A 26,024-nucleotide genomic window follows, 5' to 3' on the forward strand; every position below is an offset into this window, starting at 1 on the left:
CACAACACCCGCTCCGCCAGCGTGGCAGGGCTCGATGGTCCCGCAGACCCAAGCCCAAGGCCAGACCCAGACTCAAGCCCAGACCCAGACCCAGACCCAAACCCAGACTCAGACCCAAACCCAAGACCGGATCCCGGAAACCGAACCCGCACCGGGCACCGAGGGCGACGGCTTCAAGCCCCCGCTCTAACCCCCCGTTCGTTCCGAGAAACGCCGAGGCCGGCCCCGCCCAGCGGGACCGGCCCCACACACGCGATCCGGAGCGGATCAGTACCGGAAGATCAGTACCGGTAGTGCTCCGGCTTGTACGGCCCCTCGACCTCGACGCCGATGTAGGCGGCCTGCTCCGGCGACAGCTTCGTCAGCCGCACGCCGAGCGCGTCCAGGTGCAGCCGCGCCACCTTCTCGTCCAGGTGCTTCGGCAGCACGTACACGCCGATCGGGTACTCCGAGGTCTTCGTGAACAGCTCGATCTGCGCGATCACCTGGTTGGTGAACGAGTTCGACATCACGAAGCTCGGGTGGCCGGTGGCGTTGCCCAGGTTCAGCAGGCGGCCCTCGGAGAGCACGATGATGGTCTTGCCGTCCGGGAACTTCCAGGTGTGGACCTGCGGCTTGACCTCGACCTTGTCGATGCCCGGGATCTTGGCCAGGCCGGCCATGTCGATCTCGTTGTCGAAGTGGCCGATGTTGCCGACGATCGCCTGGTGCTTCATCGCGGCCATGTCGGCGGCCATGATGATGTCCTTGTTGCCGGTCGCGGTGACGAAGATGTCGGCGGTGCCGACGACGTCCTGCAGAGTGGCGACCTGGAAGCCGTCCATCGCCGCCTGCAGCGCGCAGATCGGGTCGACCTCGGTGATGATCACGCGGGCGCCCTGGCCGCGCAGCGACTCGGCGCAGCCCTTGCCGACGTCGCCGTAGCCGCACACGACCGCGACCTTGCCGCCGATCAGCACGTCGGTGGCGCGGTTGATGCCGTCGACCAGGGAGTGGCGGCAGCCGTACTTGTTGTCGAACTTGCTCTTGGTGACCGAGTCGTTGACGTTGATCGCCGGGAAGAGCAGCGAGCCCTCCTTGGCCATCTCGTACAGCCGGTGCACGCCGGTGGTGGTCTCCTCGGTGACGCCCTTGATGCGCTCGCCGATGGTGGTCCAGCGGTTGCCGTCCTCGGACAGCGACTTGCGCAGCAGCGCCAGGAAGACCTGGAACTCCTCGCTGTCGGCGGCCGAGGCGTCCGGCACGGCGCCGGCCTTCTCGAACTCGGTGCCCTTGTGGACGAGCATGGTGGCGTCGCCGCCGTCGTCCAGGATCATGTTCGGGCCGGTGTTGCCGTCGCCGGCGTCCGGCCAGCGCAGCATCCGGTCCGTGCACCACCAGTACTCCTCCAGCGTCTCGCCCTTCCAGGCGAAGACCGGGACGCCAGCCGGAGCCTCCGGCGTGCCGTGGCCGACCACGATCGCCGCGGCGGCGTGGTCCTGGGTGGAGAAGATGTTGCAGGAAGCCCAGCGCACATCGGCACCGAGGGCCGCGAGGGTCTCGATGAGCACCGCGGTCTGCACTGTCATGTGCAGTGAGCCCGAGACGCGCGCCCCGCGCAGGGGCTGCGCGTCCGCGTACTCGGCGCGGATCGCCATCAGGCCGGGCATCTCGTGCTCGGCGAGGGTGATCTCCTTGCGGCCGAATTCGGCCAGGGACAGGTCAGCGACCTTGTAGTCGCTCGGAGTGAGGACGCTCACGGCGTTTCTCCTGTTTCGTCGGCTGACGTTGCGTTTATGAATGTAGCGGTTCGCGGGGCTTACTGGCTCACCGGTTGGTGCTGAAGGCTGCCGAACAGACGGCAGGCAGCTGACTCAGGCGGCCTTCGTCGCCTCGTCGATGAGCAGGACCGGGATGCCGTCGCGAACCGGGTACACCAGCGCACACTCCGAGTTGGTGCAGGCGAGCGCGGAGGCGGCGTCCTCCTCGCGCAGCGGCGCGTGGCACTTCGGGCAGGCCAGGATCTCCAGCAGGGAGGGCTCGATCACGGCGGGGCTCCAATCAGGTCGGGACAACATGGGGGCGGGCGGACCGGTGCTCCCGGTCCGCCCTGCGGTTTCGCGTCTCAGGCGCGGACGATCGCGAGCACCTCGTCGCGCAGCGCGGCCACCGCGTCGGCGTCGGCCGCCTCAATGTTCAGGCGCAGCAGCGGCTCGGTGTTCGACGGTCGGACGTTGAACCACCAGCCGTCGCCGGTGACCGTCAGGCCGTCGAGCTCGTCCACGGTGACGCCGGGACGGCTCTCGAACGCCGCCCGGACCGCGGCCGACCGGCCGGCCTGGTCGGCGACCTCGCTGTTGACCTCGCCGGAGGACGCGTAGCGGGTATAGTCCGAGGCCAGCTCCGACAGCGGCGCGTCCTGCTCGCCGAGCGCGGCCAGCACGTGCATCGCGGCCAGCATGCCGGTGTCGGCCTTCCAGAAGTCCTGGAAATAGTAGTGCGCCGAGTGCTCGCCGCCGAAGACCGCGCCGGTGTTCGCCATCTCCTGCTTGATGAAGGAGTGGCCGACCCGGGTGCGGACCGGGACGCCGCCGTGCTCGCGCACGATCTCCGGCACCGCCGCCGAGGTGATCAGGTTGTGGATGATCGTGGCGCCCGGGTGCTTGGCCAGTTCGCGCACCGCGACCAGGGCGGTGATCGTGGACGGCGCGACCGGCTCGCCGCGCTCGTCGACCACGAAGCAGCGGTCGGCGTCGCCGTCGAAGGCCAGGCCGAGGTCGGCCCGGTGTTCGACGACCGCGCGCTGCAGGTCGACGAGGTTCTTCGGGTCCAGCGGGTTGGCCTCGTGGTTCGGGAAGGTGCCGTCCAGCTCGAAGTAGAGGTCGACGACCTCCAGCGGCAACCCGTTGAAGACAGTCGGGACCGTGTACCCGCCCATACCGTTCGCGGCGTCGACGACCACCTTCAGCGGACGGATCTTCGACAGGTCGACCAGCTTGTTCAGGTACGCGGCGTAGTCCTCGAGCATGGCTCGCTGACTGACAGTGCCGGTCCTGTCCGCCGGCGGCAGGGGGTTCCCGTCGATGATCGCCTGCGCGGCCTCGCGGATCTGCACCAGGCCGGAGTCCTGGCCGACCGGCGCGGCGCCGGCCTTGCACATCTTGATCCCGTTGTACTTCGCCGGGTTGTGGCTGGCCGTGAACATCGCACCGGGCATGTCCAGGGCGCCGGAGGCGAAGTAGAGCAGGTCTGTGGAGGCCAGTCCGATCTCCACGACGTCCACGCCCCGCGAGGCGGCGCCGCGGGCGAAGGCCGCGGCCAGATCCGGCGAGCTCGGGCGCATGTCATGACCCACGACGACCGAGGGCGCGCCCGCGAACTCGGCGAACGCCGCGCCGAGCGCCTCGGTGTCGGTCTCGTCGAGCTGGTCCGGGACCACCCCGCGTACGTCGTATGCCTTGACGATCTGTGACAAGTCGTGGCCAGAAGGAATCGACGCTGACACTGGCTCCCGCTTTCAGGTCTGGTTTCAGGTGGGTCGAGCCTATCCCGGGCGGCAGGCCCCGGTGGTCCGGCGGTCGCGGACAAGGGTGGCGCGGCGGAGCGGGACGGTCGCGGCTCCGGCGCCCGCGGGAGGACCGGAGGACCCAGCCGGACGACCCGCGCACGCATGTAGGGCGTGCCAGTGTTCCATCCGCGCCGGCAAGCGCTAATCTCCACCAAGTGAGCCCAGCCCGCAGATGTTCGCGAACCGCGTGTAGCCGTCCGGCCGTCGCGACGCTCACGTACGTGTACGCGGACTCCACCGCCGTCCTCGGCCCTCTGGCCGCTTATATCGAGCCGCACAGCTACGACCTGTGTGCGGAGCATTCGACCCGGCTGACCGCCCCGCGGGGGTGGGCCGTGCTGCGGTTGACCGAACCCGACCCGGGCCCCTCGCAGCCCTCCTCGGACGACCTCGAAGCGCTGGCGAACGCGGTGCGGGAGGCCGCTCGCGGGCCCCGTGGGGAGCGCGGGAGCCGGGGGAACCGGGGTGAGCGTGGGGACGACGGGGACGGTGCGGTCCTCTCGCGCGCCCGGGGCCACCTGCGAGCGCTGCCCGATCCCGAGCACTGAGCCCGCGCTGAGCCCGCGCTGAGCCCGCGCTGAGCCGCGCTCGCGGCGAAAGCCGAGGTCACGGCGTAGTCGGCCCGACACGCGGGGAATGACTGTCGCCGAGGGGCGGATCGGCGGTTACGCTCGACGCGTGCCCATCACTGCCTCGATCAGGTCGGGGGCCGGCCAGGAGCCCCGCCGCCGGAAGCATACGCGTGACAGGCGGGGCCGGGGTCTGCGCGGACCCCTCGCCCCGCCGCAGGTCCCGCTGGCGTTGACGCGCGCCGAGCAGTTCGACGAGCTGGTGCTGGACGCCGTGGAGCGCCTGGAGCGGCGCTGGCCGCGGCTGGCCGAGATCGAGCTGGCGGTCGAGGAGGTCCCGCCGGCGGACGCCGAGAACTGGAGCGACGAGGCCGTGCCGCTGGGCCGGGTGATCGCGGACCGTCCCGGCGAGCCGGTGCGGATCGTGGTGTACCGGCGGCCGGTGGAGGCCCGGGCCGCGGGCCGGCCGGAGCTGGCGGACCTGGTCTACGAAGTGGTCGTCGAACAAGTCGCGGAGCTGCTGGGCATGGAGCCCGACGAGGTGGACGAGGGACGGGACGAGGAGGACTGAGGGGTCAGTCCGTCCGGTTTCCTATATATAAGGTGTTGCGCCCTATATACGTCATCTCAGATAACACATAGAGACTCAAAAGCCGCCGGCCGAGCAGAACGCTCGGCCGGCGGCTGTCTTCCGTTTCAGCGGGCGACGGCGCCCGACAGGTCCGGAGCCACCGGCGGCACCGCCGCCGACACCCGGGCGTCCTCCAGCGTCTCCGCGGTGACCTGCATACCGCCCTTGGCCGGCACGTCCGACAGGACGCGCGTGCCGTAGAGCGGGTCCGAGCCCGGCTGCGGCTGGATGACCGTGGTGAACCAGCCGGTGGCCTTCGGGGTGTAGGCGACCGTGCTGTTGGCGGCGATGGTCACCTGGTCGACGGCCGGCTTGTTGTCGGCGCCGATGGTGGTGACCTGGACCGTCGACCCCTTGCTCCCGGCGGAGGTGAGGATCAGCGTGCTCTTGGCCGCGCCGCCGATGTTGCTGTCGCTGACGATCGCCTCGCTGCCGACCGGCGGGGTCGGAGCCAGGTACGCGCTGTCCTGGGTGCCGCTCTTCGGGTCGGTCTCGACCAGCCGGACCCCCGACAGGAACGAGCCGCCGCTGCCGACGATCTGCAGCGCCGCGGACTCGGTCGGGTCCTGCGCGGCCGAGGTCATGTTCAGTATCACCGTGTGGTTCGGGGCGATGCTCAGCGGACTGTCGCGCTTGGTGTAGCCCTTGCCCGGGTCCTGCGTCTGCGCCGCCAGCTCGATCCGGCCCTGCTTGCCGTACCAGTAGATGTGGTCGATGCTGACCGGCACGTCGCTGGTGGAGGAGATGACCAGGTCGAACTTCGTCAGGGTGTTCCCCGGGGCGGGGATGCCCGGGATGGTCTGCGAGGTCTCGGCGGCCACGGCCGGCGTCTGGGCCGGGATGAAGTCCATGCCGCGGCCGGTGCCGTTGTCGCTCTTCTGCGGCTTGTCGATGTCCAGGACCTGGGCCGCGACCCGGCCCTCGGTGGTGCTGACGCGCACCCCGGCCACGGCGCTGGCCTGCGCCGCGGGGCCGAGGGGGCTGCTGAGCTGGTACTTGATCGAGGTATGGGGCAGGACCGTGATGTCGTGGCCGAGGGAACCGGTGTCGATCTTGCCGTCCTGGCCGTAGTAGGTCAGGTTGACGGTGGCCGGGGCGTTGTCGGTGTTCGCCATGTACAGCCATGAGTCGCGGTCCGTGGTGCCGACCGAGACCCCGGCGAACCAGAAGTCGGTGCTCGGGGTGGTGCAGGGCGCGGCGGCCATGCCGCGCTGGTTGCCGCTGTCGCTGCGGATCAGCTCGCCGGCCGTGAAGCCCGGGGCGTAGGAACCGGTGGCTTGCAGCACCAGCGGCACGGACCGAAGCTCGCCGGCGTCGTTGGTGACGGTGTTGAACTGCGTGACCTGCTGCGCGCTGGAGCGGGTGCCGGCGGCCCCGATCTTCAACGGGGCGAACGGCTTGCCGTCGACGTACTGCACGCTCGCGCCGTCGGTGCCGGTCGCGGCGTTGCCCGACGGGGTGTACGCGGTCAGCGACGTCGAGGTGTCGCTGCCGAAGCCCATCTCGCCCTGGCAGACCGCGGTCGCGCTGCCGACCGGCAGGGTGCGCGAGGTCTGCTGGCTGACCGCGGCCTTGTCCTGGCTGCCGGTGGAGAAGCCGTAGCCGAGTCCGGCCAGCAGGACCACCGCGACCACGCCGAGGGCGCCGAAGGTGGAGATCGGGGAGGTACGGGTCTTGGCCAGCCCGCGGCCTCTGGACGGGCCCGGGGCGCCTGGGGCGCCGGGCGCGCCGCCCGCCGGGCGCGCGGCGGCGCCGGTCGGACGCCCTCCGGCGGGGCGCGCGGGGCGCTGCGGGCGGTCTCCCGCGCCGGGGCGCGCGGGACGGTTCGGCCGGGTCATCGGTAGCCTCCCTGCCGGTAGTCGTCGGTCTCGAAGTCGGGGCGCTCGAAGTCCGGGCGCTCGTACTCACCGGTGCCGGGGCGCAGGTAGCCGCCGTACGCTTCGGGGTTCTCGTACTCGCCGCTGTACTCGGCGGCGGCGTATTCATGGCCGCCGTACTGCTGCGCGTAGGGATCTTGCGGGTCCGCGTACACCTCAGGCTGCTGCTGCGCGTACGGGTCCGGTTGTTGGGCGTACGGGTCCGGCTGCTGCGCGTAGGCGTCCTGCTGGTATTGCTGCGCGTACGGGTCCGGTTGCGCGTACGGGTCCGGTTGCGCGTACTGCTCCTGCTGCGCGTACTGCTCCTGCTGATACTCGTACTGCGGCTCGTATTCCGGCACGGGTTCCGGCTCGGGCTCGGGTTCCGGCTCAGGGGTGTACTGGCCGGGCAGGCTCGGCGGGACGTAGTCGTCGGGCTCCGAGCCCGGGCCCCGCTCCTCGACCCGGCCGCCGGTCGGCAGCGCCATGATCAGCGCGAACAGGAAGATCAGGCCCTCGCCGACCAGCCACACCGTGCGCGACGCGTCCGAGTAGGACACGGTCACCGTGCCGCCGCCGGCCGGCAGCGTGAAGCCCTGGGCCCAGCCGTCGATCGTGACCCGCGGCAGGTCGGCGCCGTTCATCCGGGCCGACCAGTTGCTGTCAGCGTCCTCGGCGAGCACCAGCTGGCGGCCGTCCTGGCCGGCGGCCACGGTGGCAGTCATAGTGCGGTCGTTGGCAGCGGTTTGCACGAGCGCCTTGGGGTCGCTGGTGCCCGGACCGCGCAGCGAGACCCGGGAGGCCGGGTTGGCGATCTTCCAGAGGTTGACGCCCTGGATCTGCGACTGCCGGTCCAGGCCGGGCGTCGCGTCGAGGATGTGGACGTAGTCCGGGGTCAGGGTCTTCATGCCCACGACGTAGCGGACGCCGAGAGATGCCAGCCCCTGCAGCTCACTGCCGCCGGAGTCCGACAGCAGGCCGCCGACCAGGGTGTTGATCCGGTCGGCGTCGGCCTTCGGGACCTGGTAGTCGGCGTCGCCGAGGCTGGCGCCGTTGTCCCGGACGAGGCCGTAGCCGATCACCGTCTGCGCGCCGGAGCCCAGGATCAGGGCTCGCGGCTGGTCGGGCATCTGGGACTGGACCGACACCACGGCCGGCCGGAAGTCGGCGGCGGAGCGCTGGACCGGCCCGGCGACGCCGTGCGTGACCCACCAGGCGGCCGCGACGACCGGCGTGGTGACCGCGGCCAGCACCACCACCAGCGCGGCCGGCTGGCGCCAGCTGAGCTGCGAGGCCTGGAAGTAGTCGCGCGCGCCCTCGGCGCCGATCACCGCGGCCACGATCAGGCCGAAGCCGATCGCCGCGGTCGGCACCCCGCTCCACGGCTGCTGCGGCAGCCCGCCGGCCAGGCCGGTCGGGCGCGCCTGGAGCGCCAGCAGGCCGGCGAAGAAGCCGGCTAGAGCCAGCGTCCAGCCGGCGAAGCTCAGGCGGCGGCGCGGGCCCCGGCGCAGCAGTCCGGCGAAGCCGGCCAGGAACAGGCCGCCGGTGATCCAGTAGGCGTAGGTGCCCGGGCCGCCGGGGTTGGCCAGCAGCAGGTGCGTGGGGTCCGGGTTCTTGCCGGGGACCGGCGGCAGGCCGGGCTCCAGCAGGAACGCCGCCGGGTGCTTCACCAGCTGGAGCGACCACGGCATCAGCACGGCGATCGGCGTCACCAGCAGGATCGCCAGCCGGACGAGCACGGTGGCGAAGTCCGCGGTCGAACGCCAGAACACGGTCAGTGCGGCGCCGGCCGCGAGCACCGCGCACAGCACCCAGACGATCGGGGCGAACGCCATGCCGATGGCGATCGCGAAGGCGGCGGGCCACGCGGCACGCACCGAGCCCTTGCGCCCCGGTCCGCCTATGGCGAGCAGCACTCCGGAGGCCGCCAGCGGCAGCAGGATGATGCCGACCGCCGAGCCGAGCCGGCCGCCGGAGATCGCGCCGGTGGCCGCGGGCAGCAGCGCATAGGCGGCCGATCCCCAGACCCGCAGGGAGCTGGAGGAGACGGTGCGCTTGAGGACCGCGTAGGCGGTGAGTCCGGACAGCGGCACGGAGCCGAGCAGCAGGACCGTGACCGCGAGGCTGGCGTGGCCGAACAGCAGGGTGCCGAGCAGGGCCACGACCGCCAGGTACGGCGGCGCCGGAGAGGTGGAGCCGGTGGCGACGCCGTGCCAGGGGGCGAAGAAGTCGTGCCAGAGGTCGGAGGCCCCGGCGGGCGCGGGCAGCAGCGAGCCGCCCATCAGCCGGCCGCCGGTGAGCAGGTTCCGCGCCGCCACCATCATCACGACGGTCAGCGCTATCCACACGAAGTTGCCGGGCATCCGGACCGCGCGGATCAGCCACGGGGTGCCGGAGTCGAAGGACTCGGCCTCCTCGGAGACCGGGCCGCTCTCGACGGAGCCCCCGCCGGTCTCGTCCTCGCGCTGGTTCCGGGAGCGGAAGCCCTCGAAGGCGTCCTCGAAGGTGTGGCGGAAGACCTGCAAGCGGGAGGGGAACAGGGAGTCCAGGTCCACCGGGCCCCGGGCCCGGGTCCGCGCCCTGGCCCGCCGGGCGCGCACGATGCGGTCCATGCGGCCCGCGTAAGCCAACGCGGCCAGCACCTCGTCGGCGGCCTTCAGCGGCGTCTTGTTGAGCACCAGGCCGATCGCGCGCAGCAGCGACCAGAAGAACAGCCGCAGGAACGTCAGTATCGGGAAGCGGCCCGCGTGGTTGACGGTGACCGCGTACAGCGCGTGCTGGCGGTCCTCGAAGTGCGGCCGCGAGACGCCGGCGCTGATCCGCCGCTCGCCGCGGGCGGCCGCCTCGGCGTGCCAGAACACCGCCTTCGGCGCGGTGAGCACGTCGTAGCCGGAGTTGTTGGCGCGCCAGCAGAAGTCCAGGTCGTCGCGGAACATCGGGATCGCGCGGTCGAAGCCGCGCAGCCGGTCCCAGACCTCGCGCCGGACGAGCATGCCGGCGCTGGACACCGAGAGCACCCGGGTCGGGTCGGCGTGCTGGCCCTGGTCGTGCTCGCCGTCCTCCAGGCCGGTCCAGCGGCGGCCGTCGGCGGTGACGGTGACGCCGACCTCGAGCAGCTGCTCGCGGTCCTCCCAGCCGCGGATCTTGGGGCCGATGACGGCCGCCTCGGGGTGGTACTCCCCCACCTCCAGCAGCCGCAGCAGGGCGTCCGGCGCGGGCTCGGAGTCGTCGTGCAGGAGCCACAGCCACTCCACGATCTGAGCCGTCGCGTCGCCGCGGCCGTAGAGGTCGAAGTCGGCGACCGGGGCGGCCTTGAGCGCGTGGTTCACGGCGGTGCCGAAGCCGGTGTTGCGCTTGGTCTGCAGCACCGCCTCCGGACCGAGGTTCTCGTCCAGGATGGCCAGCGAGTCGTCCTTGGACCCGGTGTCCACGGCCAGGATCCGCTGGGGTGCGCGCAGCTGCCCGAGCAGGCCCTTGAGGGAGTCCTCCAGCCAGCGCGCGCCGTCGTGTGAGACCACCACGGCGGTGACCACGTGGTTCGGGAAGGCGTTGACCGCCGCCTCGGCGGCGGCCCGGCGCCGGGCGTCGACGTCGGCCACGGCGAACTGGCCGGTCCCGCCGGGCTGGCCGCCGTAGCCGCCGGCGGCGAACTGGCCGGTGGCGGACAGGCCGCCGGTCCGATATCCGGATTCTGGGTACTGGGACATACTGCGCTGGCACCGGCTCCGGTCTCGGGAATCCCCGCTCGGGGGCGGACTGAGGGTCCACCATACGCGAGCGTTCGCAGATACCGACCGGCTATGCCGTTATGCCCGAATTGCGTTGCCTGGCAAGGAGAACACGGCCGCAGGGCCCTCAGGGAAGAGTCCTCAACAAGTCCTCTTCCACCGGCCCGGCAGCCGTCAGGATGCGGTCATATGCGACAGATCGTTCTCACACCGCCGCGCGCTTGAGTCGTCTGCGCTCGCGCTCGGACAGCCCGCCCCAGATCCCGAAGCGCTCGTCGTTGGACAGCGCGTAGGACAGGCACTCGGCCTTCACCTCGCAGTTGAGGCAGATCTTCTTCGCCTCCCGGGTCGACCCGCCCTTCTCCGGGAAGAAGGACTCGGGGTCGGTCTGCGCGCACAGGGCGCGGGACTGCCAGCCGCGGTCCTCGTCGACCCCGTTGTGGAGCGGATAGATGCGGTACACCTCGGCGTGACAAGCCTCTTCCGCGCCCTCTGTGTTCTCCGCGGCCTCGGCCACCGCAACGCCTCCTGGCCCTACCTGGTCCGCACGGAAGAAGATCACTCCCCGTGCGGAGATCATCACGACACGTTTGAAATTACACGCGCGTCATTACCGGGCCGTCAAGCCGGGATCTGGTAGCGACCATGCGATTCACCTGTTGGAGGTAATACGCGCCCCCACCATGCGGACGCCGCTTGACAGCGGTCCCGGTCGCCGGGTGGGGTGGGGGCATCATGAACGCGCGCATCGTGACCGCCGAGAGCCGCCGGGGCCCGTCCCCCGCCGCGGCGCAGGTCACCGCTGCGCGCACCGCGATGGACGCGATGGAGTCGTGTCGCGGTCTGTGTTGTCGCTGTCTCTGTCACAGCTGACCCTTCCCACAGACCCGCCAAAACACAGACCAGACCGTAGCCCGGCCCGAAGCAGGCCGGATGCCCTAGCGGAGTTTCCCCCCATGCCGAACCAGGCTTCGTCCACGGCCACCGCCGCCCTCGCTCCCGCCCTCGCACCGGACCTCGCGCTGGACCTCGCACCGGACCTCATCGCGCTCTTCCTCGGCGCGATCCCGCACCCGGACATCGTGATACCGGAACCCACGGTCACGGTCGCCGACCTGGCCGCCGCGGCCCGCGCCGAGGGGGTCGCGGCCGGCCGGCTGCGGTGGGACGCGGCCAAGCAGCGTTTCGCCTCCTGAAATACTGCCCCCATGCGCATCACAGCCCTTGCCGGAGGCGTCGGCGGAGCCCGATTCCTCCGCGGCCTGCTCGCGGCCGCACCCGTCGCCGACGTCACCGTGATCGGCAACATCGGCGACGACATGACCATGCACGGCCTGCGGATCTGTCCGGACCTGGACACCGTCATGTACACCCTCGGCGGCGGGATCCACGAGGGGCAGGGCTGGGGCCGCACCGAGGAGACGTTCGGGGTCGCCGACGAGCTGAAGGCCTACGGCGTGGGCCCGGACTGGTTCACGCTCGGCGACAAGGACATCGCCACGCACCTGGTGCGCTCGCAGATGCTCGGCGCCGGCTACCCGCTGTCGGCGGTGACCGAGGCGCTGTGCACCCGCTGGGACCTGCCGGTGCGGCTGCTGCCGGCCAGCGACGAGCGGGTCGAGACGCACGTCGTGGTCGACGACCCCGAGGCCCCCGGCGGGCGCCGCGCGGTGCACTTCCAGGAGTACTGGGTCCGGATGCACGCGCCCGACGCGCGGGCCATCGTGTCGGTCGGCGCGGAGAACGCCAAGCCGGCCCCGGGCGTGCTGGAGGCGATCGCCGAGGCGGACGTCATCGTGCTGCCGCCGTCGAACCCCGTGGTGTCGATCGGCACCATCCTGGAGATCCCCGGCATCCGGCAGGCCGTGGCCGACGCCGCGGCGCCGGTGGTGGGCCTGTCCCCGATCGTCGGCGGCGGCCCGGTGCGCGGCATGGCCGACAAGGTGCTGGCCGCGGTCGGCGTGGAGGTCACGGCGGCGGCCGTCGCGAAGCACTACGGCGCGCAGCTGCTGGACGGCTGGCTCGTCGACGCCGCCGCGGACGCCGCCTCGGTCGCCGAGGTGGAGGCCGCTGGCATCGCCTGCCGCGCGGTCCCGCTGATGATGTCCTCCCCGGAGGCGACGCAGGCGATGGCCCAGGCGGCGCTGGATCTGGCTGCCGACATCGCGGCCCGCAAGGGCCACGCCCCGAGCCCCGCCGACGGCTCCGCGCGACCGGCGTCCTGACCATGGCCGACACCTCCTACACGGTGCACGCGGTCGCCGGGATCCCCGAAGTCGGTCCCGGCGACGACCTGGCGGCGCTGATCGCCGCCGCGGTGACGGGGTCCGGGCTGGGCCTGCACGACGGCGACATCCTCTGCGTCACCTCCAAGATCCTGTCGAAGGCCGAGGGCCGCGTGGTCCGGGCCGACGACCGCGAGGCCGCGATCGACGCCGAGATGGTGCGGCTGGTCGCGCGCCGCGGGCCGACCCGGATCGTGCAGACCCGGCACGGCTTTGTGATGGCCGCCGCCGGCGTGGACGCGTCCAACACCCCGGCCGGCACGGTGCTGCTGCTGCCCGAGGACCCGGACGGCTCCGCGCGGGACATCGCCGACGCGCTGCGCGAGCGGTTCGGCGTCTCGGTGGGGGTGGTCGTCACCGACACCTTCGGACGGCCGTGGCGCGAGGGCCAGACGGACGTGGCCATCGGCTGCGCCTACGTCAACGCGCTCATGGACCACCGCGGGACGATAGACGCCTTCGGCAACGAACTGCTCGTGACCGCGGCGGCCACGGCCGACGAGCTGGCCGGCGCCGGCGAAGTGGTCAAGGGCAAGGCCGACGGCGTGCCGGTCGCGGTGATCCGCGGGCTGGGCGACCTGGTGACCGAGGAACCGGGGCTCGGCGTGCGGCCGCTGATCCGGTCCGCGGAGAACGACATGTTCTCGCTGGGGACGACGGAGGCGATGCGCGAGGGGGTGCTGCGGCGCCGGACGACGCAGTGGTTCGCCTCGGATCCGGTGCCGCCGGACTCGGTGCGCCGCGCGGTGGCCGCGGCTTTGACGGCTCCCTCTCCGGCTCCGGCTCCGGAGAACAGCACGGTTCCGTGGCGGTTCGTCCTGCTGGAGTCGGAGACCGCTCGCAAGGCGTTCGCCAGCGGCTTGGCTTCCACCGACGACACAGTGCTGGAGCGCGCGCCTTATCTGGTGGTCCCCTGCCACATCGCTACAGCGTTGCCGACTACGGACTTCCTCATCGCGTCTCTCGGCGCGGCTGTAGAGAACTTCTTGGTGACGCTCGCGGCTGAAGGCATCGGATCCACCTGGGCCGACCCGGATCCCGCCGCCATCAAGGAGCTGCTGGCTCTTCCCGACGGATGGGAACCTCTGGGCGTCATCGCTATAGGGAAACCCGCGGAGTCTCCCCCTCCGCAAACTCCGCGGGATCCCGAGGACTTCATCACTGTGCGCTGACCTTGTGCGCTGACCTTGCGCTGACCTTTACAGCGCGACAGCCGGCTCCCCCACCCGGAACACCGGCCGGACGGTCAGCTCGCTGATCCGCCAGCCCTCGGCGGTGCGCACCACCTTGTTGCGGTACTGCCCGACCAGGACGCGCACCGGTTCCGTGCTGTCGGTGTGCCCGAACGCGCCGGTCACGTAGGCGCGCACCGTGCCGGTGTCGCCCTGGACCTCGACCAGGATGCTGTTGAACTGGTGCGCCAGGCGCTCGTAGCCCTCGTGGTTGCGGCGCGCCTGGTCGATCAGCGCCTCGCGCCCCTCCCGCGTGCCGCCGGGCGTGGTGCCGACGACGTCCTCGGTGAGGACCGCCTTCAGCCCGTCGAAGTCGTGCTCGTCCAGGCAGCGGCCCAGATGCACGAACAGGTCGGTGATCTCCGCGCGGTCCGCCAAGGTCTGGATGTCGTAGCCGGTCATCGTCGTCTCCCCATCAACCATCCGTTGGCCTGGCCAACATTATGTTGGCACGGCCAATGTTGGTCGCGCCAACCACTTCTGTCAACCCTTCGGCCCGAAGTAGGCTGCGGCCATGGACCCGCTCACCACCCCCGTCCGCCTCCACGGTCGCGCGACCTGGCTGTTGGGCCAGCTCACGAACCAGGGGCACCGGCTGATCGGCGAGCGGATGCACGCCAACGGCGTGCCGAGCCGGTCGTACTACCCGCTGCTGGCGGCCCTGGCCGACTCCGGCCCGAGCAGCCAGGCGGACCTCGGGCGGCGCATCGGGCTGGACCGCAGCGACGTCACCGCGGCGGTCACGGACCTGGAGGGGCGCGGCTGTCTGGAACGGGCGCCGGACCCGGCGGACCGGCGGCGCAATCTGGTGCGCATCACCGAGGGCGGCCTGAGATTCCTCGGCGAGCTGGACGCGGAACTGGACTCCGCGCAGGAGGAACTGCTGGCTCCGCTGTCACCGGGCGAGCGGAAGACGCTGATCGCCATGCTCGCCCGCCTGGTGGATCACCACACCGGGCTGCGGATCAGCGGTACAGAAGAGCGCTGACGCGATAGCGGTGGCCGCGGTAGGGCTCCAGAAGCTCCAGCATGCGGTCGTCGTCCCACGCCATGGCGGGGTCCCCCAGAGCCCCGCACACGATGCGTGGCAGGTGCAGATCGCCCACGGAGACCGCGTCCGCGTCGCCGTGCGAGCGGTGCATCACTTCGGCGGCCGTCCAGACACCGATGCCCGGGACCGTGCGGATGCGGCGCGCCGCCTCATCGCGTTCCATGCCCACGGTCTCCTCCAAGCGCGCCGCGACGCGGGCGGCGCCGAGGATGGCCCGCGAGCGCTTGCCGTCGACACCGGCGCGGTGCCATTCCCAGGACGGGATCAGGGCCCACTCCCGGGGCGACGGAGAGACCCACAGGCGAACCTCTGCAGGAGCCCCTGGAGCGGGAATCCCATAGCGCCGCACGAGTAGTTGGTACGCGCGGTGCGCCTCCTGGACGGTGACGCGCTGCTCCAGCACCGCGGGAACCAGCGAGTCCCAGACCCGGCCGCTGCGGATGACACGGAGTCCTCGGTTGCGTCGTAGGGACTGCACGAGTTGAGGATTGCCCTGTGCGGTAACAAGTTCGGCGAACTCCGCGCGCGTCTCCTCAGAATCGCTGAGGCCGAGGAAGTCGGGCAGGGTCTTGAGAAGCCAGGCCGCGCCGGGCCCCCAGGCTTCGGCCTCGACGGTCTCGGTCGTCGCCCGATGCAGGCGCAGAGTGCCCGGGTCGCCGGACGGAGTGCGGCAGCCGATCCACAGGGAAGCGTCTTCGGCGCCGCAGAACGTGGGGTCCCCGGCGCCGCGGCGCAGGACGCTCACCGACCCCGCGAGGTCGTAGCCGGGGTCGACGACGACGGTCTGCCGGGCCTCGGGTTCCGGGGCCGGCTCCGGCGGCTCCGGCGGCGCCTGCCGCGCGGCCGGGACGACGGGACGCCGCGGCGGGGCCGTGCGGCGCCGCTCGAAGGCGGCACCTCCACTGCGTCCCTTGCGGGCGGCCCAGACCGCCCGGATGTCGCTGTCCTCGTTGTCGTCAGTCATCGCGGAGCAGAGTTTGCCATCCCTGCGTAGAGACGTGCGCGCATTCCTCTGCGTCGCCTACACCTAAGCGTCGGCTACTCCCTGTGCGTCGCCTACACCTAAGCGTCGGCTACTCCCTGTGCGTCGCCTACTCGTCGCTGGAGAACCGCACCGCCTTGTCCGGCAGCACCGCCCCGCACCAGACCCGCGCTCCGGCCCGCAGTTCGTTGTCGGCGCCGAGCACCGCGCCGTCGCCGACCACCACGCCGTCCAGCACCGTGTTCTCGCCGATGCGCGCGCCGGCGCCGATGATCGAGCAGGTCACCTTCACGCCGGGGCCGATGACCGCGCCGGTGTCCAGGACCGAGGCGCTCACGTGCGCGCCGGACTCGATCACCGCGCCGGAGCCGACGGTGGTGCCGGCGTCGACCACCGCGTCCTCGGCGATGCGCGCGCCGGCCAGGATCAGGGATTCGGCGGTGCCGCGCTCGGCCGGGCCGGGCACCGCGGAGGAGGTCACTATCCCCATCACGAGGTCGGCCGAGCCCTTGGCGAACGCCGCCGGCGTGCCCAGGTCCAGCCAGTAGGACTGCTCGACCACGCCGAGCACCTTCGCGCCGGAGGCCAGCAGGCCCGGGAAGGTCTCGCGCTCCACCGAGACCCGGCGGCCGGTGGGGATCTCGTCGATGCGGGAGCGCTGGAAGACGTAGCAGCCGGCGTTGATCTGGTCGGTGACGATGTCTTCGGGGCGCTGCGGCTTCTCCAGGAACGCGGTCACCCAGCCCTGGGCGTCGGTGGGCACCAGGCCGAAGGGGCGCGGGTCGGTCACCCGGGACAGGTGCAGCGTGACGTCGGCGCCGCGCTCGCGGTGCGCCTCCACCAGTGAGGCGATGTCCACACCGGACAGGATGTCGCCGTTGAACACCAGGACCGCCTCGTCCGGGGCGCTGGTGAGCTTGTCGGCCACGTTGCGGATGGCGCCGGCGGTGTCCAGGGGCACGTCCTCGGTCACGTACACCAGCTCCAGCCCCAGGTCGGAGCCATCGCCGAAGTACTCCTCGAAGACCTCGGCCCGGTAGGCGGTGGCGAAGACCACCCGGTGCACCCCGGCGTCCTTGGCCCGGACCAGCTGGTGGGTGAGGAACGGGACGCCGGCGACCGGGAGCATCGGTTTGGGGGTGTTCACCGTCAGAGGACGCAGGCGGGTGCCCTTGCCCCCCACCAGAAGGATCGCCTCTGTCACGCTCGTTCCCCTCGCCAGTTCTCTCAGCGCGGCGTCCCGGACGTGCACCGCGTGTGGTCGCGTACACCGGGCACGCCGTGCGGGCCAGCATAAACGGTCCTTGACCGACGTGCTTGCGCAACAGCAGCCTGTTTCCCCCGTATCCTCTCGGCGTGACCGCAGCGAACAGTAGTTTCCCGGACGTGTGGCGGGACGCACTCGCCCTCGGCCCTTCCCGGCCGTTCCTGACGTACTACGACGACCACACCGGCGAGCGGGTGGAGTTGTCCTACGCCACGTTCGACAACTGGGTCGCCAAGACCGCCAACCTGATCCAGGACGAGCTCGCCCTCGCCCCCGGCGACGAGGTCGCCATCCTGCTGCCGACGCACTGGCAGACCCCTATCTGGCTGGTGGCGTGCTGGACCGCCGGCGTGGTGGCCAGCGTCGGCGAGGACTCTTCGGCGGCCGAGCGCGCGGCGGCCGTGGTCGCCGGGCCGGACCGGCTGGAGGAGGCGCTGGCGTGCAAGGGCGAGCGGATCGCGCTCGCCCTGCGGCCGCTGGGCGCGCCGTTCCCCAAGGTTCCCGAAGGATTCACCGACTACGCCGCGGTCGCGCCGGCGCAGGCGGACGTGTTCGTCCCCTACTCCCCGGTCACCGCGGACACCCGGGCCCTGACCGCCGACGGCTCCGGCTGGACCCAGGGCGAACTCGTGAAGGACGCCGCCGACGCCGCGGCACGCTGGGGTCTGACTTCCAGTAGTCGAGTGCTGACGGGCTGTGCCTACGATTCGCGGGCCGAGATCCGGGCGGCCTTGACGTCCGAACTCGCGGTCGGCGCTTCCTTGGTACTGTGCCGGAATGTCGATCCGTCGAGGCTGCCGGGTCGCATGGCTTCGGAGAAGGTGAACGCGCGGGTCGCGTCCCTGGCCGGAGGCGGTGGCGGTGGCGGTGGCGGTGAGGGTGCGGATGCCGGGAGCGTTGGGGGCTCGCTGGGGGTCCTGCCCGTGGAATGACGCCACCGCGCGAACCCTGGTGTGAGGAGATCGAGTGGCAGGCGAGCGCAACCCCGAACCGCCCCCGTGGGAGCGGGTTGCCCGGCAGCCCGGAGGCGGCCACCGCAGAGCGTCCGACGGCTACGGCGACGACGCCCCGGGCCCGGTGCGCGGGCGCGGCCAGTACCGCTACGAGCCGGACAGCGCCGCCGAGGGCGAACTCGACGCCGCCCGGAGCCGCGGCGGCCACGCCGGGCACGGCGGGCGCAACGGACGCGGCGCCGCGATACCCGGGGCCGGCGGAGCCGGACGCCTGGCGCCCCGGGGCGTCATCACGATCTCCGCGGCCTCGCTGGCGGTCACGCTGATAGGCGCCGGCGCCTTCACCTACGAGCACTTCAACAGCAACATCAACACGTTCAGCAACTCGGGCCTGTCCGCCAACCGCCCGGCCGAGGCCAAGGCCAACGCCCAGGGCCAGCGCCCGGAGAACATCCTGCTGGTCGGCTCGGACAGCCGGGACAACGGCAACAACGCCTTCGGCGGCGGCGCGACCGGCGAAGGGGCCCGCTCGGACACCTCGATCCTGCTGCACGTCTACGCCGACCACAAGCACGCCGTGGGCATCTCGATCCCACGCGACATGATGGTCAACATGCCGGCCTGCCAGATCGACCCGAACGATCCCAACAAGGGGCACACCAGGCCGCAGCAGAACCAGTTCAACGCGGCGTTCGCGGTCGGCAACACCTCGCAGGGCAACGTGGTCTGCGAGATCAACACCATCGAGTCGATCTCCGGGATCCGGGTCGACCACACCGTGGTGGTCGGCTTCTCGGCGTTCGCCAAGCTCACCGACGACATCGGCGGCGTGCAGGTGTGCGTGCCCAAGGACGTGAGCGACGTCGGCGGCGACAACATCACGCTGCACAAGGGCATCCAGACCGTGAAGGGCCAGACCGCGCTGGACTACGTCCGCGAGCGCGAGGGCCTGGGCGACGGCTCCGACATCGGCCGCACCCGGCGCCAGCAGGCGTTCCTGGGATCGATGATCAAGAAGGTGGAGAGCGACGGGGTGATGAACGACCCCCGGACGCTGGCCGCGATCTTCAACGACGCCCTCAAGTACGCGCAGTTCGACCCGGACCTGGGCAGCCTGGGCGCCCTGTCGGGCTTCGCCGAGTCGATGAAGGGCATCGACCCCTCGCACATCCAGTTCCTGACCCTGCCGGGCCACTACCGGACCCAGGACGGCCGGGTGGACATGGACCCGGTTGCCGCCGGCGTGATCTGGGACCACCTCAAGAGCGACACGCTGCTTGACGGCTCGGGCGCCTCCGGTGCCGCGGGCTCGCCGGCCACGACCTCGGCCGCGCCGACCACGGCGGCGACCACCACGCAGCCGCCGGCGCCGTCGATCTCGCCCTCGACCATCTCGGTGAAGGTGGAGAACAGCACCACGGTCAACGGCCTGGGCGCCGACGCGACCACCGCGCTGCAGGCCCAGGGCTACGACGCGGTCCTCAACCGCACCGTGCCGACGCACACGGCCGTGACCACGATCACCTACCCGAACTCGCGTTCGGAGGCGAAGGCCAAGCAGCTGGCCACGCTGTTCCCGGGGGCGAAGGTCCAGGCCGGCAGCTACGGGACGCAGATCGTGCTGGTCCTCGGCGACGACTACGCCGCGGCGCACCCGAAGGGCGCCGGCGCCGGCACCACCTCCGCGAAGAGCGGCGCGCCCACGGCCGGCTCGACCGCCCCGAGCGGCGGCTCGACAGCGGCCGGACCGCTGCCGACCGACATCGCGAACAACTCGCGGACCGCCGACCAGGACATCTGTTCCGGCATCACCGCCGGTTACGGCGCCGGGACCGGCTGAGCGGGGCGGCGGGAGCAGCTGTGCGGTCCGGTGGAAGCGGCTGTGCGGTCCGGCGGGTGCCGGATCGCACAGATGTCGCAGTACCGGGACATTTGCGGACGAAGTTAGTACGAAGATGACATAGTCTCGTCCCATCATGGACGACCAGACCACCGGCCCGGCCGAGCCCTCCCGCCGCTCACGGCGTGCCTCCCGGCACGTCGGCGCGGCCGACAGCGGCTCCATGTCCCGCCGGCGGGTCGTCATCATCTGCGCGACCTCGCTGTCGGTGCTGGCGATCGCCGGGGCGGTGGGCCTGTGGGGCGTGTACAACCGGCTGAACGACAACATCAGGACCGTCGACATCCACGCCGACGACGCCCCGGGGCCGGCGGACGCGCTGCGGCCGAGCTCGGCCACACCGCCGCCCGGCAGCCGCGCGGCGATGAACGTCCTGCTGATCGGCTCGGACGACCGCGACGGGGCGAACGCGCAGTACGGCGACGCCAACTCCGGGGCCCGCTCGGACACCACGATGCTGCTGCACGTGGCCGCGGACCGGAAGAGCGCGACGGTGGCCTCGATCCCGCGCGACTCGATGGTGCAGACGCCCGCGTGCGCCCTGTCCAACGGCGCACAGTCGCAGCCGCAGTTCGGGATGTTCAACGCCGCGTTCTCCATCGGCGGCGCGGCGTGCACAGTCAAGACCGTCGAGGGATTCAGCGGCCTGACGATCGACCACGTCCTGGTGGTGGACTTCACCGGCTTCAAGAACCTCGTGGACGCCATCGGCGGCATCCCGGTGCACCTGGACCAGCCGGTCAACGACCCGGACTCGCACCTGAACCTGCCGGCCGGCACCACGGTGGTCGACGGCGAGCAGGCCCTGGCCTTCGTCCGGGCCCGGCACAACCTCGGCGACGGCTCGGACATCGGCCGGATGAGCCGCCAGCAGCAGTTCCTGAACTCCGCGCTGGACACCCTGGCCGCCGACGGGACGCTGGACGACCCGGCGAAGCTCTACAAGGTGCTGGACGCCGCCACCAAGGCCCTGACGACCGACCCGGCGCTGGGCTCGCTGCCGGCGCTGGCGGACTTCGCCTCGGACCTGAAGCAGGTGCCGCGGCAGCAGATCACGTACCTGACGGTGCCGTGGCAGTGGTACCAGCCGGACCCGAACCGCGTGCAGCTGGCGCCGATCGCGCAGGACCTGTTCACCGCGATGCGGCTGGACACGCCGGTGCCGGCGGAGGTGCTGGCGCTGTCGGCGAAGCAGGGCGAGCAGACTACGCCCTGAGGAGAGTTCGGAGGACGCCGGCGCAGGCTGGATGCGCGCGCCGCCGCGCCGCTCGGTATAGGGACCGGTCAGACGCTCCCGCAAGCGGGTTCCGCGCCGCCGCCGAACCCGCCCGGCTGATCCCCCTGCCGACCCGCCGGGCTATGTCGCGCCGCCGCCGGAACCATCGGACCGGTCCCTGTCTCGGAGGCTCGGGACTACCCGAACCACCACTTCGTCGCGCCGCCGTCGCCGGTGCTCTTCAGCGCGACCACGGAGCGCACATCGATCCGGTAGACCTGCCAGGGCCCCGGGCCGGCGGTCGGGGCGCTGAACGGCGCGGTGATCACGTCGCCCTCGGCCCGGCAGGGCCAGCCGCCGGCGGCGTACACCGCGGCGACCCGCTCGACCACCGCCGGGTCGGTGACGCGCCGGGCCTCGCCGTCGAAGGTCACGTCGTACCCCTCCATCGGCGCCGCGACGGTGCAGCGCGGGTCGGCGACCAGGTTCCGGGTCTTGCGGACGGTCGGGTCGGTGGTGAAGTGGACGGCGCCGTCCAGCCAGGCATGGCCGAAGCCGGTGGTGTGCGGCGAGCCGTCGGGGTTCAGGGTGGTGAGGAACCAGGAGCGGCCGGGACCGGCCACGGCGGCGGCGACCGCCTGCTCGGTCTCCTCCCAGTCCAGCTGGGGGAGTCCGTACTTGGGCAGGGACAGGTTCTTGGCCCGCAGGGGCTTGAGCTCACTCATGCCTGTACAGACGATCCGGCGGCGCCGAAGTCATCGGTGCCGCCGGATTTTTGGGCGCGGTGGCCGGCGGGCTTTTCGCCGCAGCGCGGGATCACTGCCGGATCAGTGCCGGATCAGGCCCTTTGCAGCAGCGCGTCGAGCTCGCGTACAGCCTGCGCCGTGTCCTGGAACAGGACTGCGGACATGCCGAGCGCCCGGGCCGCCGCGCAGTTCTCCTCGACGTCGTCCACGAACACCGTCTCCTCCGGCGGCAGGCCGAGGCGTTCGAGGCAGAGTTCGTAGATCGCCGGGTCCGGCTTCATCACGCCGACTTCGTGCGAGTACACGATGAGGTCGGTCAGCTCGCTGAACCGGTACGCCTCTTCTTCGCGCTCGCGCGCGCCGACGAAGCTGTTGCTGATGATCGCGGTCGCGTAGCCCTCGTCCCGGCGGGCGCGCCAGTAGTCGGCGATCTCGGCGTTGTAGGTGCCGAGGTACTCGACCCAGACGTCCTCCATGAAGGCCTCGAACCGGGCCACCGGGACCCCGAGGGCGCCGGCGGCTCGTTCGTGGACCTCCTCCAGCGTGATCTCGCCGATCTCGCCGGCCCGGAAGACGGGGTCGACGCGGTGGATCCAGCCGGGGCCGAACTCGGGCTCCCAGCGGGCCGCGGTGCCGAGGTCCGGGGTGTGCTCCAGGACCCCGCCTATGTCCAGGACGATCGCGCGGATGGGCATCTCAGCGCTCCCCCTCCCTCGCTCCTCGCCGCTCGCGGCTCGATCCTCAGGCGATGCCCAGGACCTTGCGCGCGACGCCTTCCCACTTGGCCGGGTCGGTGACGTTGCGGCCGTCGACGAGCACCTGCACGCCGGGGAAGTCCGCGGCCGACAGCTCGCGGTACTCCTCGTGGTCGGTGTGCACGATGACGCCGGCGACCTCGGTGCCGGGCTCGTAGGCCGGCAGGCCGAGCGCGGCCAGCTCCTCGGCGGAGTACAGCGGGTCGGACACGTACGGCTGCGCGCCGTCCCCGGCCAGCGCCGCGACCAGGCCGAAGACGCCGGAGAAGGCGGTCTCCTTCACGCCGCCGCCGCGGTAGGCCGCGCCGAGCACCAGCACCTTGCGGCCGGCCAGCCCGCCGCCGCCGGTCGCGCCGCCGAGCAGGCCCTCCAGCAGGCCGACCAGGTAGGCCGGCTGCGCGAGGTTGGACTCGCGGGCCGCGCGCACGATCGAGGCCTCGGGGTCGTTGAACAGGTAGAAGCGCGGGTACACCGGGATGCAGTGGCCGCCGACGGCCGGGCCGGGCTGGTGGATGTGGCTGAACGGCTGGCTGTTGGAGGCCTCGATCACCTGGAAGATGTCGATGCCGGTGCGGTCGGCGAAGCGTGCGAACTGGTTGGCCAGGCCGATGTTGACGTCGCGGTAGGTGGTCTCGGCGAGCTTGGCCAGCTCGGCGGCCTCCGCGGAGCCCAGGTCCCAGACGCCGTTGCCGCGCTTGAGGTCGGGGCGCTCGTCGAAGTCCAGCACGGCCTCGTAGAACGCGACCGCCGCCGCGGCGGACTCGGCGTCGATCCCGCCGACCAGCTTCGGGTACTTGCGCAGGTCGGCGAAGACCCGGCCGGTGTAGACGCGCTCGGGGCTGTGGCAGAGCAGGAAGTCGGCGCCGGCGTTCAGGCCCGAGGCGGCCTCCAGCGCGGGCACGAAGCGCTCGCGGGTGGTGTGGACCGGCAGGGTGGTCTCGTAGCTCAGCAGGATGCCGGTGCGGCCGTTGGCGGCGGCCTGCTTCAGGCCGGCGGCGATGGTCTGGGTGGCGGCGTCCATGGCGCGGAAGTCCGGGACCGCGTCCTCGTCGACGACGACCGGGACGACGACCGCGACCGCGTCGCTGTCGGCGACCGCGGCGACGCCGTCCAGGGTGGCGGTGAGGTGGCCGGCGGAGACCACCCGCGGCAGCCGCACGTCCAGCTCGGCCTCGCCGGGGAACGGCTCGACGCCGGCGTTGATCTGGTCGACCGTGCGCGCCACGACGTCCACGCCGTAGACCTGGTGGCCCTTCGAGGCGAACTGCACGGCCAGCGGCAGGCCGATCTTGCCCATTCCAATGACGCTGATCTTCACAGTGCTCCGGACTCCAGGCTCGGCTGTTGACTTCTCCTACACGACCGGACGCAAGCGTACCCGGCACGGTTCCGAATACCCTTATGCCGTCTACTTGCTGAGGAGTACCGTGACCGACTCTGAACTGACTGTCATCGTCCCCACACGGGAGCGCCCGGGGCTGCTGAAGGAGACGGTGGAATCCATCGTCGCCTCGGCGCGTGCCGCCTCGGACAAGCTCGGGGCCACGGTGCGGGTGCTGGTGGTGGACGACGCCTCGCCGACGGAGTCGACGCGCGAGGCGGTCGCCGCCATGAGCGCCGAAGCCGCCGCGGCCGGCCCGGCGGTGAGCGTCGACTACGCGCGGGTCGAGGTCCACGACGGCCGCAAGGATCCCGGCGCCGCGATCGCCCTCGGAGTGTCGCTGGCGACCTCCCGCTACCTGACGATCTTCGGCGACGACGACATCATGCTGCCGGAGCACATCACGCTGCATCTGCGGAACGTGCGGGGCGGCGCGGACGTGTCGGCGGCGTCGTACTACATCACCGACGGGCAGCTGAACCGGCAGTACGCGAAGCGGCGGCGGGCGGCGCACCTCGGCGATCTGCTGATCGGGCGGATCGACGTGAACGACGGCGCCTTCGTGCGGGCGGAGCTGATCCAGGCGGTGGAGCTCGACCCGGCGCTGCTGGCGCAGATGCTGTACCCGGTGTGGGCGACGCTGCTGATCGACGGGCGGAAGTTCGTGTACTCGCGGACGCCGACGTTCCTGTACCGGCGCCACGACGCGAACATCAGCAGCGTGAACAAGGACGCCGAGGACGCGGCGCTGCGGACGTCGCTGCAGGAGAAGTACCGGGCGCTGGCTTCGGAGAAGCTGGGGGCGGTGCCGGAGCCGCGGAAGGTGGACTGGGCGCGGCACAAGCGGGAGTGGCGGTATTCGAAGAAGGGGTACGTGCGCTGGCGGATGGCCGCGACGGAGTTGGCGGTGAAGCGGAATCCGGTGGTGCGGAAGGCCTTCCGGATGCCGCCGCTGCCGCCGCAGGAGTCGTGAGCCTGACCTGCCTGACCTGCCTAACCCGCGGTGGCGCTCGCCGGCTCGCTGTCGGCGCGCGCCGCGCCGCGGGCCCGGCCCTCGCGCGCGGTGACGGCGGCGGCGATCAGGTCGGCGACGATGGTGACCAGGCGTGAAGCAAGGGCCACGACCGTCGCCTTGCCCGGATCCAGCACCGGCTGCAACGCCGCGACCAGGATCAGCTCGCGCACCCCGGCGCCGGCCGGGGCGAAGACGATGATGAAGCCGACGCTCCAGGCGAAGGCGTACCCGCCGACGCCGAGCAGAAGCGTGCGCCACGGCGACGCGCCGAGCGCGATCGCCAGGATCCAGATGTGCAGGCCGGCCAACAACCACCCGACGACGCTCCGCGCCGCGGTCTCGGCGATGGTGCGCGCGGTGAGCGGCTCGATCGCGGGGCGCCGCGTGACCCGGAAGATGGTCTTGAGCACAGGATTCGCGACCCGCGGATGCAACCCGGCCATCAGCACCGGCACAGCGACGAACGCCCACCAGTACCCCGCGGCCTTGGCGCCCCCGGCAACCGGCAGCGTCGCAGCAGCCAGCACGAGCGCCGACGCGAGCGAGACGAGCATGGCGAGCGCGGCGGCCGCGGCGCTGCGTGCACGCGGGATGCGATAGGCACGCCCGAGCTGCATCTGCGCGACCACCGGCCACACTGAGCCGGGCAGATACTTGCCGAGCTGGCTGGTGAAGAAGATCCGCGCCGCAGGCCGAAACCGCAACGGCGACCCCAAGGAGCCGAGCAACCCCCGCCACGCCAGCATCATCGCCACGACCGAAGCCACCGCCGGCACGAGCGCGACGATCAACGGCACCGGCCCGAGCTCCGCGAACCCCGCCTGCACGCGGCCCCACTGCCGGGCCACCGCGTAGGCGCCGGCCGCGAGGGTGAGTGCGAGGAAGGCCAGGCGGGTGGCCCGGCAGTGGG

Annotated in this window: 24 protein-coding genes; 11 read left to right on the plus strand and 13 right to left on the minus strand. The window is 71.7% G+C overall.

Going from position 1 to position 26,024, the window contains the following annotated elements:
• Window positions 1–190, plus strand: a 190-nt coding sequence (locus GWK61_RS57160; RefSeq protein WP_228563348.1) for a hypothetical protein, incomplete at its 5' end; no start/stop codon positions are given.
• A 91-nt stretch (window positions 191–281) separates the two neighbouring features.
• Here the strand turns inward: GWK61_RS57160 and ahcY are convergent.
• The 3 genes from ahcY to GWK61_RS33205 all read right to left on the minus strand — a co-directional run bounded on the left by ahcY (window position 282) and on the right by GWK61_RS33205 (window position 3,454).
• A complete protein-coding gene (gene ahcY, locus GWK61_RS33195) occupies window positions 282–1,739 on the minus strand; it encodes an adenosylhomocysteinase (protein ID WP_194915642.1) in 1,458 nt (485 codons plus the stop codon).
• Window positions 1,740–1,853: 114 nt separating this feature from the next.
• Window positions 1,854–2,027: a Trm112 family protein gene (locus tag GWK61_RS33200; protein ID WP_323747866.1), complete on the minus strand. Its 174-nt coding sequence runs from the start codon at window positions 2,025–2,027 to the stop codon at window positions 1,854–1,856.
• 77 nt (window positions 2,028–2,104) lie between these two features.
• Window positions 2,105–3,454 carry a phosphomannomutase/phosphoglucomutase gene (locus tag GWK61_RS33205; protein WP_194915644.1) on the minus strand — a complete coding sequence of 450 codons (1,350 nt, stop codon included), beginning with the start codon at window positions 3,452–3,454 and terminating at the stop codon, window positions 2,105–2,107.
• Window positions 3,455–3,702: 248 nt separating this feature from the next.
• On the opposite strand from GWK61_RS33205, the gene GWK61_RS59955 reads away from it, so the two are divergent.
• A complete protein-coding gene (locus GWK61_RS59955; RefSeq protein WP_194915645.1) occupies window positions 3,703–4,095 on the plus strand; it encodes a DUF3499 domain-containing protein in 393 nt (130 codons plus the stop codon).
• 88 nt (window positions 4,096–4,183) lie between these two features.
• Window positions 4,184–4,687 carry a metallopeptidase family protein gene (locus tag GWK61_RS33215; protein ID WP_228563349.1) on the plus strand — a complete coding sequence of 168 codons (504 nt, stop codon included), beginning with the start codon at window positions 4,184–4,186 and terminating at the stop codon, window positions 4,685–4,687.
• A 125-nt stretch (window positions 4,688–4,812) separates the two neighbouring features.
• On the opposite strand, the gene GWK61_RS33220 is transcribed toward GWK61_RS33215, so the two are convergent.
• The 3 genes from GWK61_RS33220 to GWK61_RS33230 form a co-directional block, all read right to left on the minus strand.
• Window positions 4,813–6,585, minus strand: a complete 1,773-nt coding sequence (locus GWK61_RS33220) for a DUF5719 family protein (RefSeq protein WP_194915646.1) — start codon at window positions 6,583–6,585, stop codon at window positions 4,813–4,815.
• Complete coding sequence (locus tag GWK61_RS33225; protein WP_194915647.1) at window positions 6,582–10,310, minus strand: glycosyltransferase family 2 protein; 3,729 nt, start codon at window positions 10,308–10,310, stop codon at window positions 6,582–6,584. Before GWK61_RS33225 ends, GWK61_RS33220 begins: the two co-directional genes overlap by 4 nt.
• 226 nt (window positions 10,311–10,536) lie before the next feature.
• A complete protein-coding gene (locus GWK61_RS33230; RefSeq protein WP_194915663.1) occupies window positions 10,537–10,794 on the minus strand; it encodes a WhiB family transcriptional regulator in 258 nt (85 codons plus the stop codon).
• Window positions 10,795–11,287: 493 nt separating this feature from the next.
• Here GWK61_RS33230 and GWK61_RS33235 point away from each other — a divergent pair, with 493 nt between their 5' ends.
• The 3 genes from GWK61_RS33235 to GWK61_RS33245 are packed head-to-tail and all read left to right on the plus strand — an operon-like array spanning window position 11,288 to window position 13,788.
• On the plus strand, window positions 11,288–11,527 hold the full coding sequence (locus GWK61_RS33235) for a hypothetical protein (RefSeq protein WP_194915648.1): 240 nt from the start codon (window positions 11,288–11,290) through the stop codon (window positions 11,525–11,527).
• A 12-nt stretch (window positions 11,528–11,539) separates the two neighbouring features.
• Window positions 11,540–12,556: a 2-phospho-L-lactate transferase gene (gene cofD / locus GWK61_RS33240; protein WP_194915649.1), complete on the plus strand. Its 1,017-nt coding sequence runs from the start codon at window positions 11,540–11,542 to the stop codon at window positions 12,554–12,556.
• Between the two features lie 2 nt (window positions 12,557–12,558).
• Complete coding sequence (locus tag GWK61_RS33245; RefSeq protein WP_194915650.1) at window positions 12,559–13,788, plus strand: coenzyme F420-0:L-glutamate ligase; 1,230 nt, start codon at window positions 12,559–12,561, stop codon at window positions 13,786–13,788.
• A 27-nt stretch (window positions 13,789–13,815) separates the two neighbouring features.
• Here the strand turns inward: GWK61_RS33245 and GWK61_RS33250 are convergent, their stop codons facing one another.
• Window positions 13,816–14,250 (minus strand): nuclear transport factor 2 family protein, encoded by a 435-nt coding sequence (locus GWK61_RS33250; RefSeq protein ID WP_194915651.1) that lies wholly within the window; start codon window positions 14,248–14,250, stop codon window positions 13,816–13,818.
• Window positions 14,251–14,362: 112 nt separating this feature from the next.
• Between GWK61_RS33250 and GWK61_RS33255 the strand changes: the two genes are divergently transcribed.
• On the plus strand, window positions 14,363–14,836 hold the full coding sequence (locus GWK61_RS33255) for a MarR family winged helix-turn-helix transcriptional regulator (RefSeq protein WP_194915652.1): 474 nt from the start codon (window positions 14,363–14,365) through the stop codon (window positions 14,834–14,836).
• Here the strand turns inward: GWK61_RS33255 and GWK61_RS33260 are convergent.
• On the minus strand, window positions 14,814–15,863 hold the full coding sequence (locus GWK61_RS33260) for a DNA-3-methyladenine glycosylase family protein (RefSeq protein WP_194915653.1): 1,050 nt from the start codon (window positions 15,861–15,863) through the stop codon (window positions 14,814–14,816). The two genes, GWK61_RS33255 and GWK61_RS33260, sit on opposite strands and share 23 nt — an antisense overlap.
• Window positions 15,864–15,990: 127 nt before the next feature.
• A complete protein-coding gene (manB, locus tag GWK61_RS33265; RefSeq protein WP_194915654.1) occupies window positions 15,991–17,085 on the minus strand; it encodes a mannose-1-phosphate guanylyltransferase in 1,095 nt (364 codons plus the stop codon).
• Between the two features lie 152 nt (window positions 17,086–17,237).
• On the opposite strand from manB, the gene GWK61_RS33270 reads away from it, so the two are divergent.
• From GWK61_RS33270 to GWK61_RS33280, 3 genes are all read left to right on the plus strand, one after another.
• Entirely contained in the window at window positions 17,238–18,080 is an 843-nt protein-coding gene (locus GWK61_RS33270) for a TIGR03089 family protein (RefSeq protein WP_194915655.1), read from the plus strand.
• 34 nt (window positions 18,081–18,114) lie between these two features.
• Window positions 18,115–19,941, plus strand: a complete 1,827-nt coding sequence (locus GWK61_RS33275) for an LCP family protein (RefSeq protein ID WP_194915656.1) — start codon at window positions 18,115–18,117, stop codon at window positions 19,939–19,941.
• A gap of 136 nt (window positions 19,942–20,077) precedes the next feature.
• Complete coding sequence (locus GWK61_RS33280; protein WP_194915657.1) at window positions 20,078–21,217, plus strand: LCP family protein; 1,140 nt, start codon at window positions 20,078–20,080, stop codon at window positions 21,215–21,217.
• Between the two features lie 197 nt (window positions 21,218–21,414).
• On the opposite strand, the gene GWK61_RS33285 is transcribed toward GWK61_RS33280, so the two are convergent.
• From GWK61_RS33285 to GWK61_RS33295, 3 genes are all read right to left on the minus strand, one after another.
• Entirely contained in the window at window positions 21,415–21,942 is a 528-nt protein-coding gene (locus GWK61_RS33285) for a pyridoxamine 5'-phosphate oxidase family protein (protein WP_228563351.1), read from the minus strand.
• 113 nt (window positions 21,943–22,055) lie between these two features.
• On the minus strand, window positions 22,056–22,658 hold the full coding sequence (locus GWK61_RS33290; RefSeq protein WP_194915658.1) for an HAD family hydrolase: 603 nt from the start codon (window positions 22,656–22,658) through the stop codon (window positions 22,056–22,058).
• A 46-nt stretch (window positions 22,659–22,704) separates the two neighbouring features.
• Complete coding sequence (locus GWK61_RS33295; RefSeq protein WP_194915659.1) at window positions 22,705–24,036, minus strand: nucleotide sugar dehydrogenase; 1,332 nt, start codon at window positions 24,034–24,036, stop codon at window positions 22,705–22,707.
• Window positions 24,037–24,145: 109 nt separating this feature from the next.
• Between GWK61_RS33295 and GWK61_RS33300 the strand changes: the two genes are divergently transcribed.
• Window positions 24,146–25,072, plus strand: a complete 927-nt coding sequence (locus GWK61_RS33300; RefSeq protein WP_194915660.1) for a glycosyltransferase family 2 protein — start codon at window positions 24,146–24,148, stop codon at window positions 25,070–25,072.
• Window positions 25,073–25,092: 20 nt separating this feature from the next.
• Here the strand turns inward: GWK61_RS33300 and GWK61_RS33305 are convergent.
• Window positions 25,093–26,024 (minus strand): lysylphosphatidylglycerol synthase domain-containing protein (locus tag GWK61_RS33305; RefSeq protein ID WP_194915661.1); only part of this gene is annotated, 932 nt, incomplete at its 5' end.

Source organism: Catenulispora rubra, from assembly GCF_015356825.1.
Taxonomy (GTDB): domain Bacteria; phylum Actinomycetota; class Actinomycetes; order Streptomycetales; family Catenulisporaceae; genus Catenulispora; species Catenulispora rubra.

What these genes read in the sequence shown, in the direction of transcription:
- GWK61_RS33215 (WP_228563349.1), top strand. Translation starts at nt 4,184, where the DNA reads ATGACTGTCGCCGAGGGGCGGATCGGCGGTTACGCTCGACGCGTGCCC.
- GWK61_RS33220 (WP_194915646.1), bottom strand. Translation starts at nt 6,585, where the DNA reads ATGACCCGGCCGAACCGTCCCGCGCGCCCCGGCGCGGGAGACCGCCCG.
- GWK61_RS33225 (WP_194915647.1), bottom strand. Translation starts at nt 10,310, where the DNA reads ATGTCCCAGTACCCAGAATCCGGATATCGGACCGGCGGCCTGTCCGCC.
- GWK61_RS33235 (WP_194915648.1), top strand. Translation starts at nt 11,288, where the DNA reads ATGCCGAACCAGGCTTCGTCCACGGCCACCGCCGCCCTCGCTCCCGCC.
- cofD (WP_194915649.1), top strand. Translation starts at nt 11,540, where the DNA reads ATGCGCATCACAGCCCTTGCCGGAGGCGTCGGCGGAGCCCGATTCCTC.
- GWK61_RS33245 (WP_194915650.1), top strand. Translation starts at nt 12,559, where the DNA reads ATGGCCGACACCTCCTACACGGTGCACGCGGTCGCCGGGATCCCCGAA.
- GWK61_RS33250 (WP_194915651.1), bottom strand. Translation starts at nt 14,250, where the DNA reads ATGACCGGCTACGACATCCAGACCTTGGCGGACCGCGCGGAGATCACC.
- GWK61_RS33255 (WP_194915652.1), top strand. Translation starts at nt 14,363, where the DNA reads ATGGACCCGCTCACCACCCCCGTCCGCCTCCACGGTCGCGCGACCTGG.
- GWK61_RS33260 (WP_194915653.1), bottom strand. Translation starts at nt 15,863, where the DNA reads ATGACTGACGACAACGAGGACAGCGACATCCGGGCGGTCTGGGCCGCC.
- GWK61_RS33280 (WP_194915657.1), top strand. Translation starts at nt 20,078, where the DNA reads ATGGACGACCAGACCACCGGCCCGGCCGAGCCCTCCCGCCGCTCACGG.
- GWK61_RS33285 (WP_228563351.1), bottom strand. Translation starts at nt 21,942, where the DNA reads ATGAGTGAGCTCAAGCCCCTGCGGGCCAAGAACCTGTCCCTGCCCAAG.
- GWK61_RS33290 (WP_194915658.1), bottom strand. Translation starts at nt 22,658, where the DNA reads ATGCCCATCCGCGCGATCGTCCTGGACATAGGCGGGGTCCTGGAGCAC.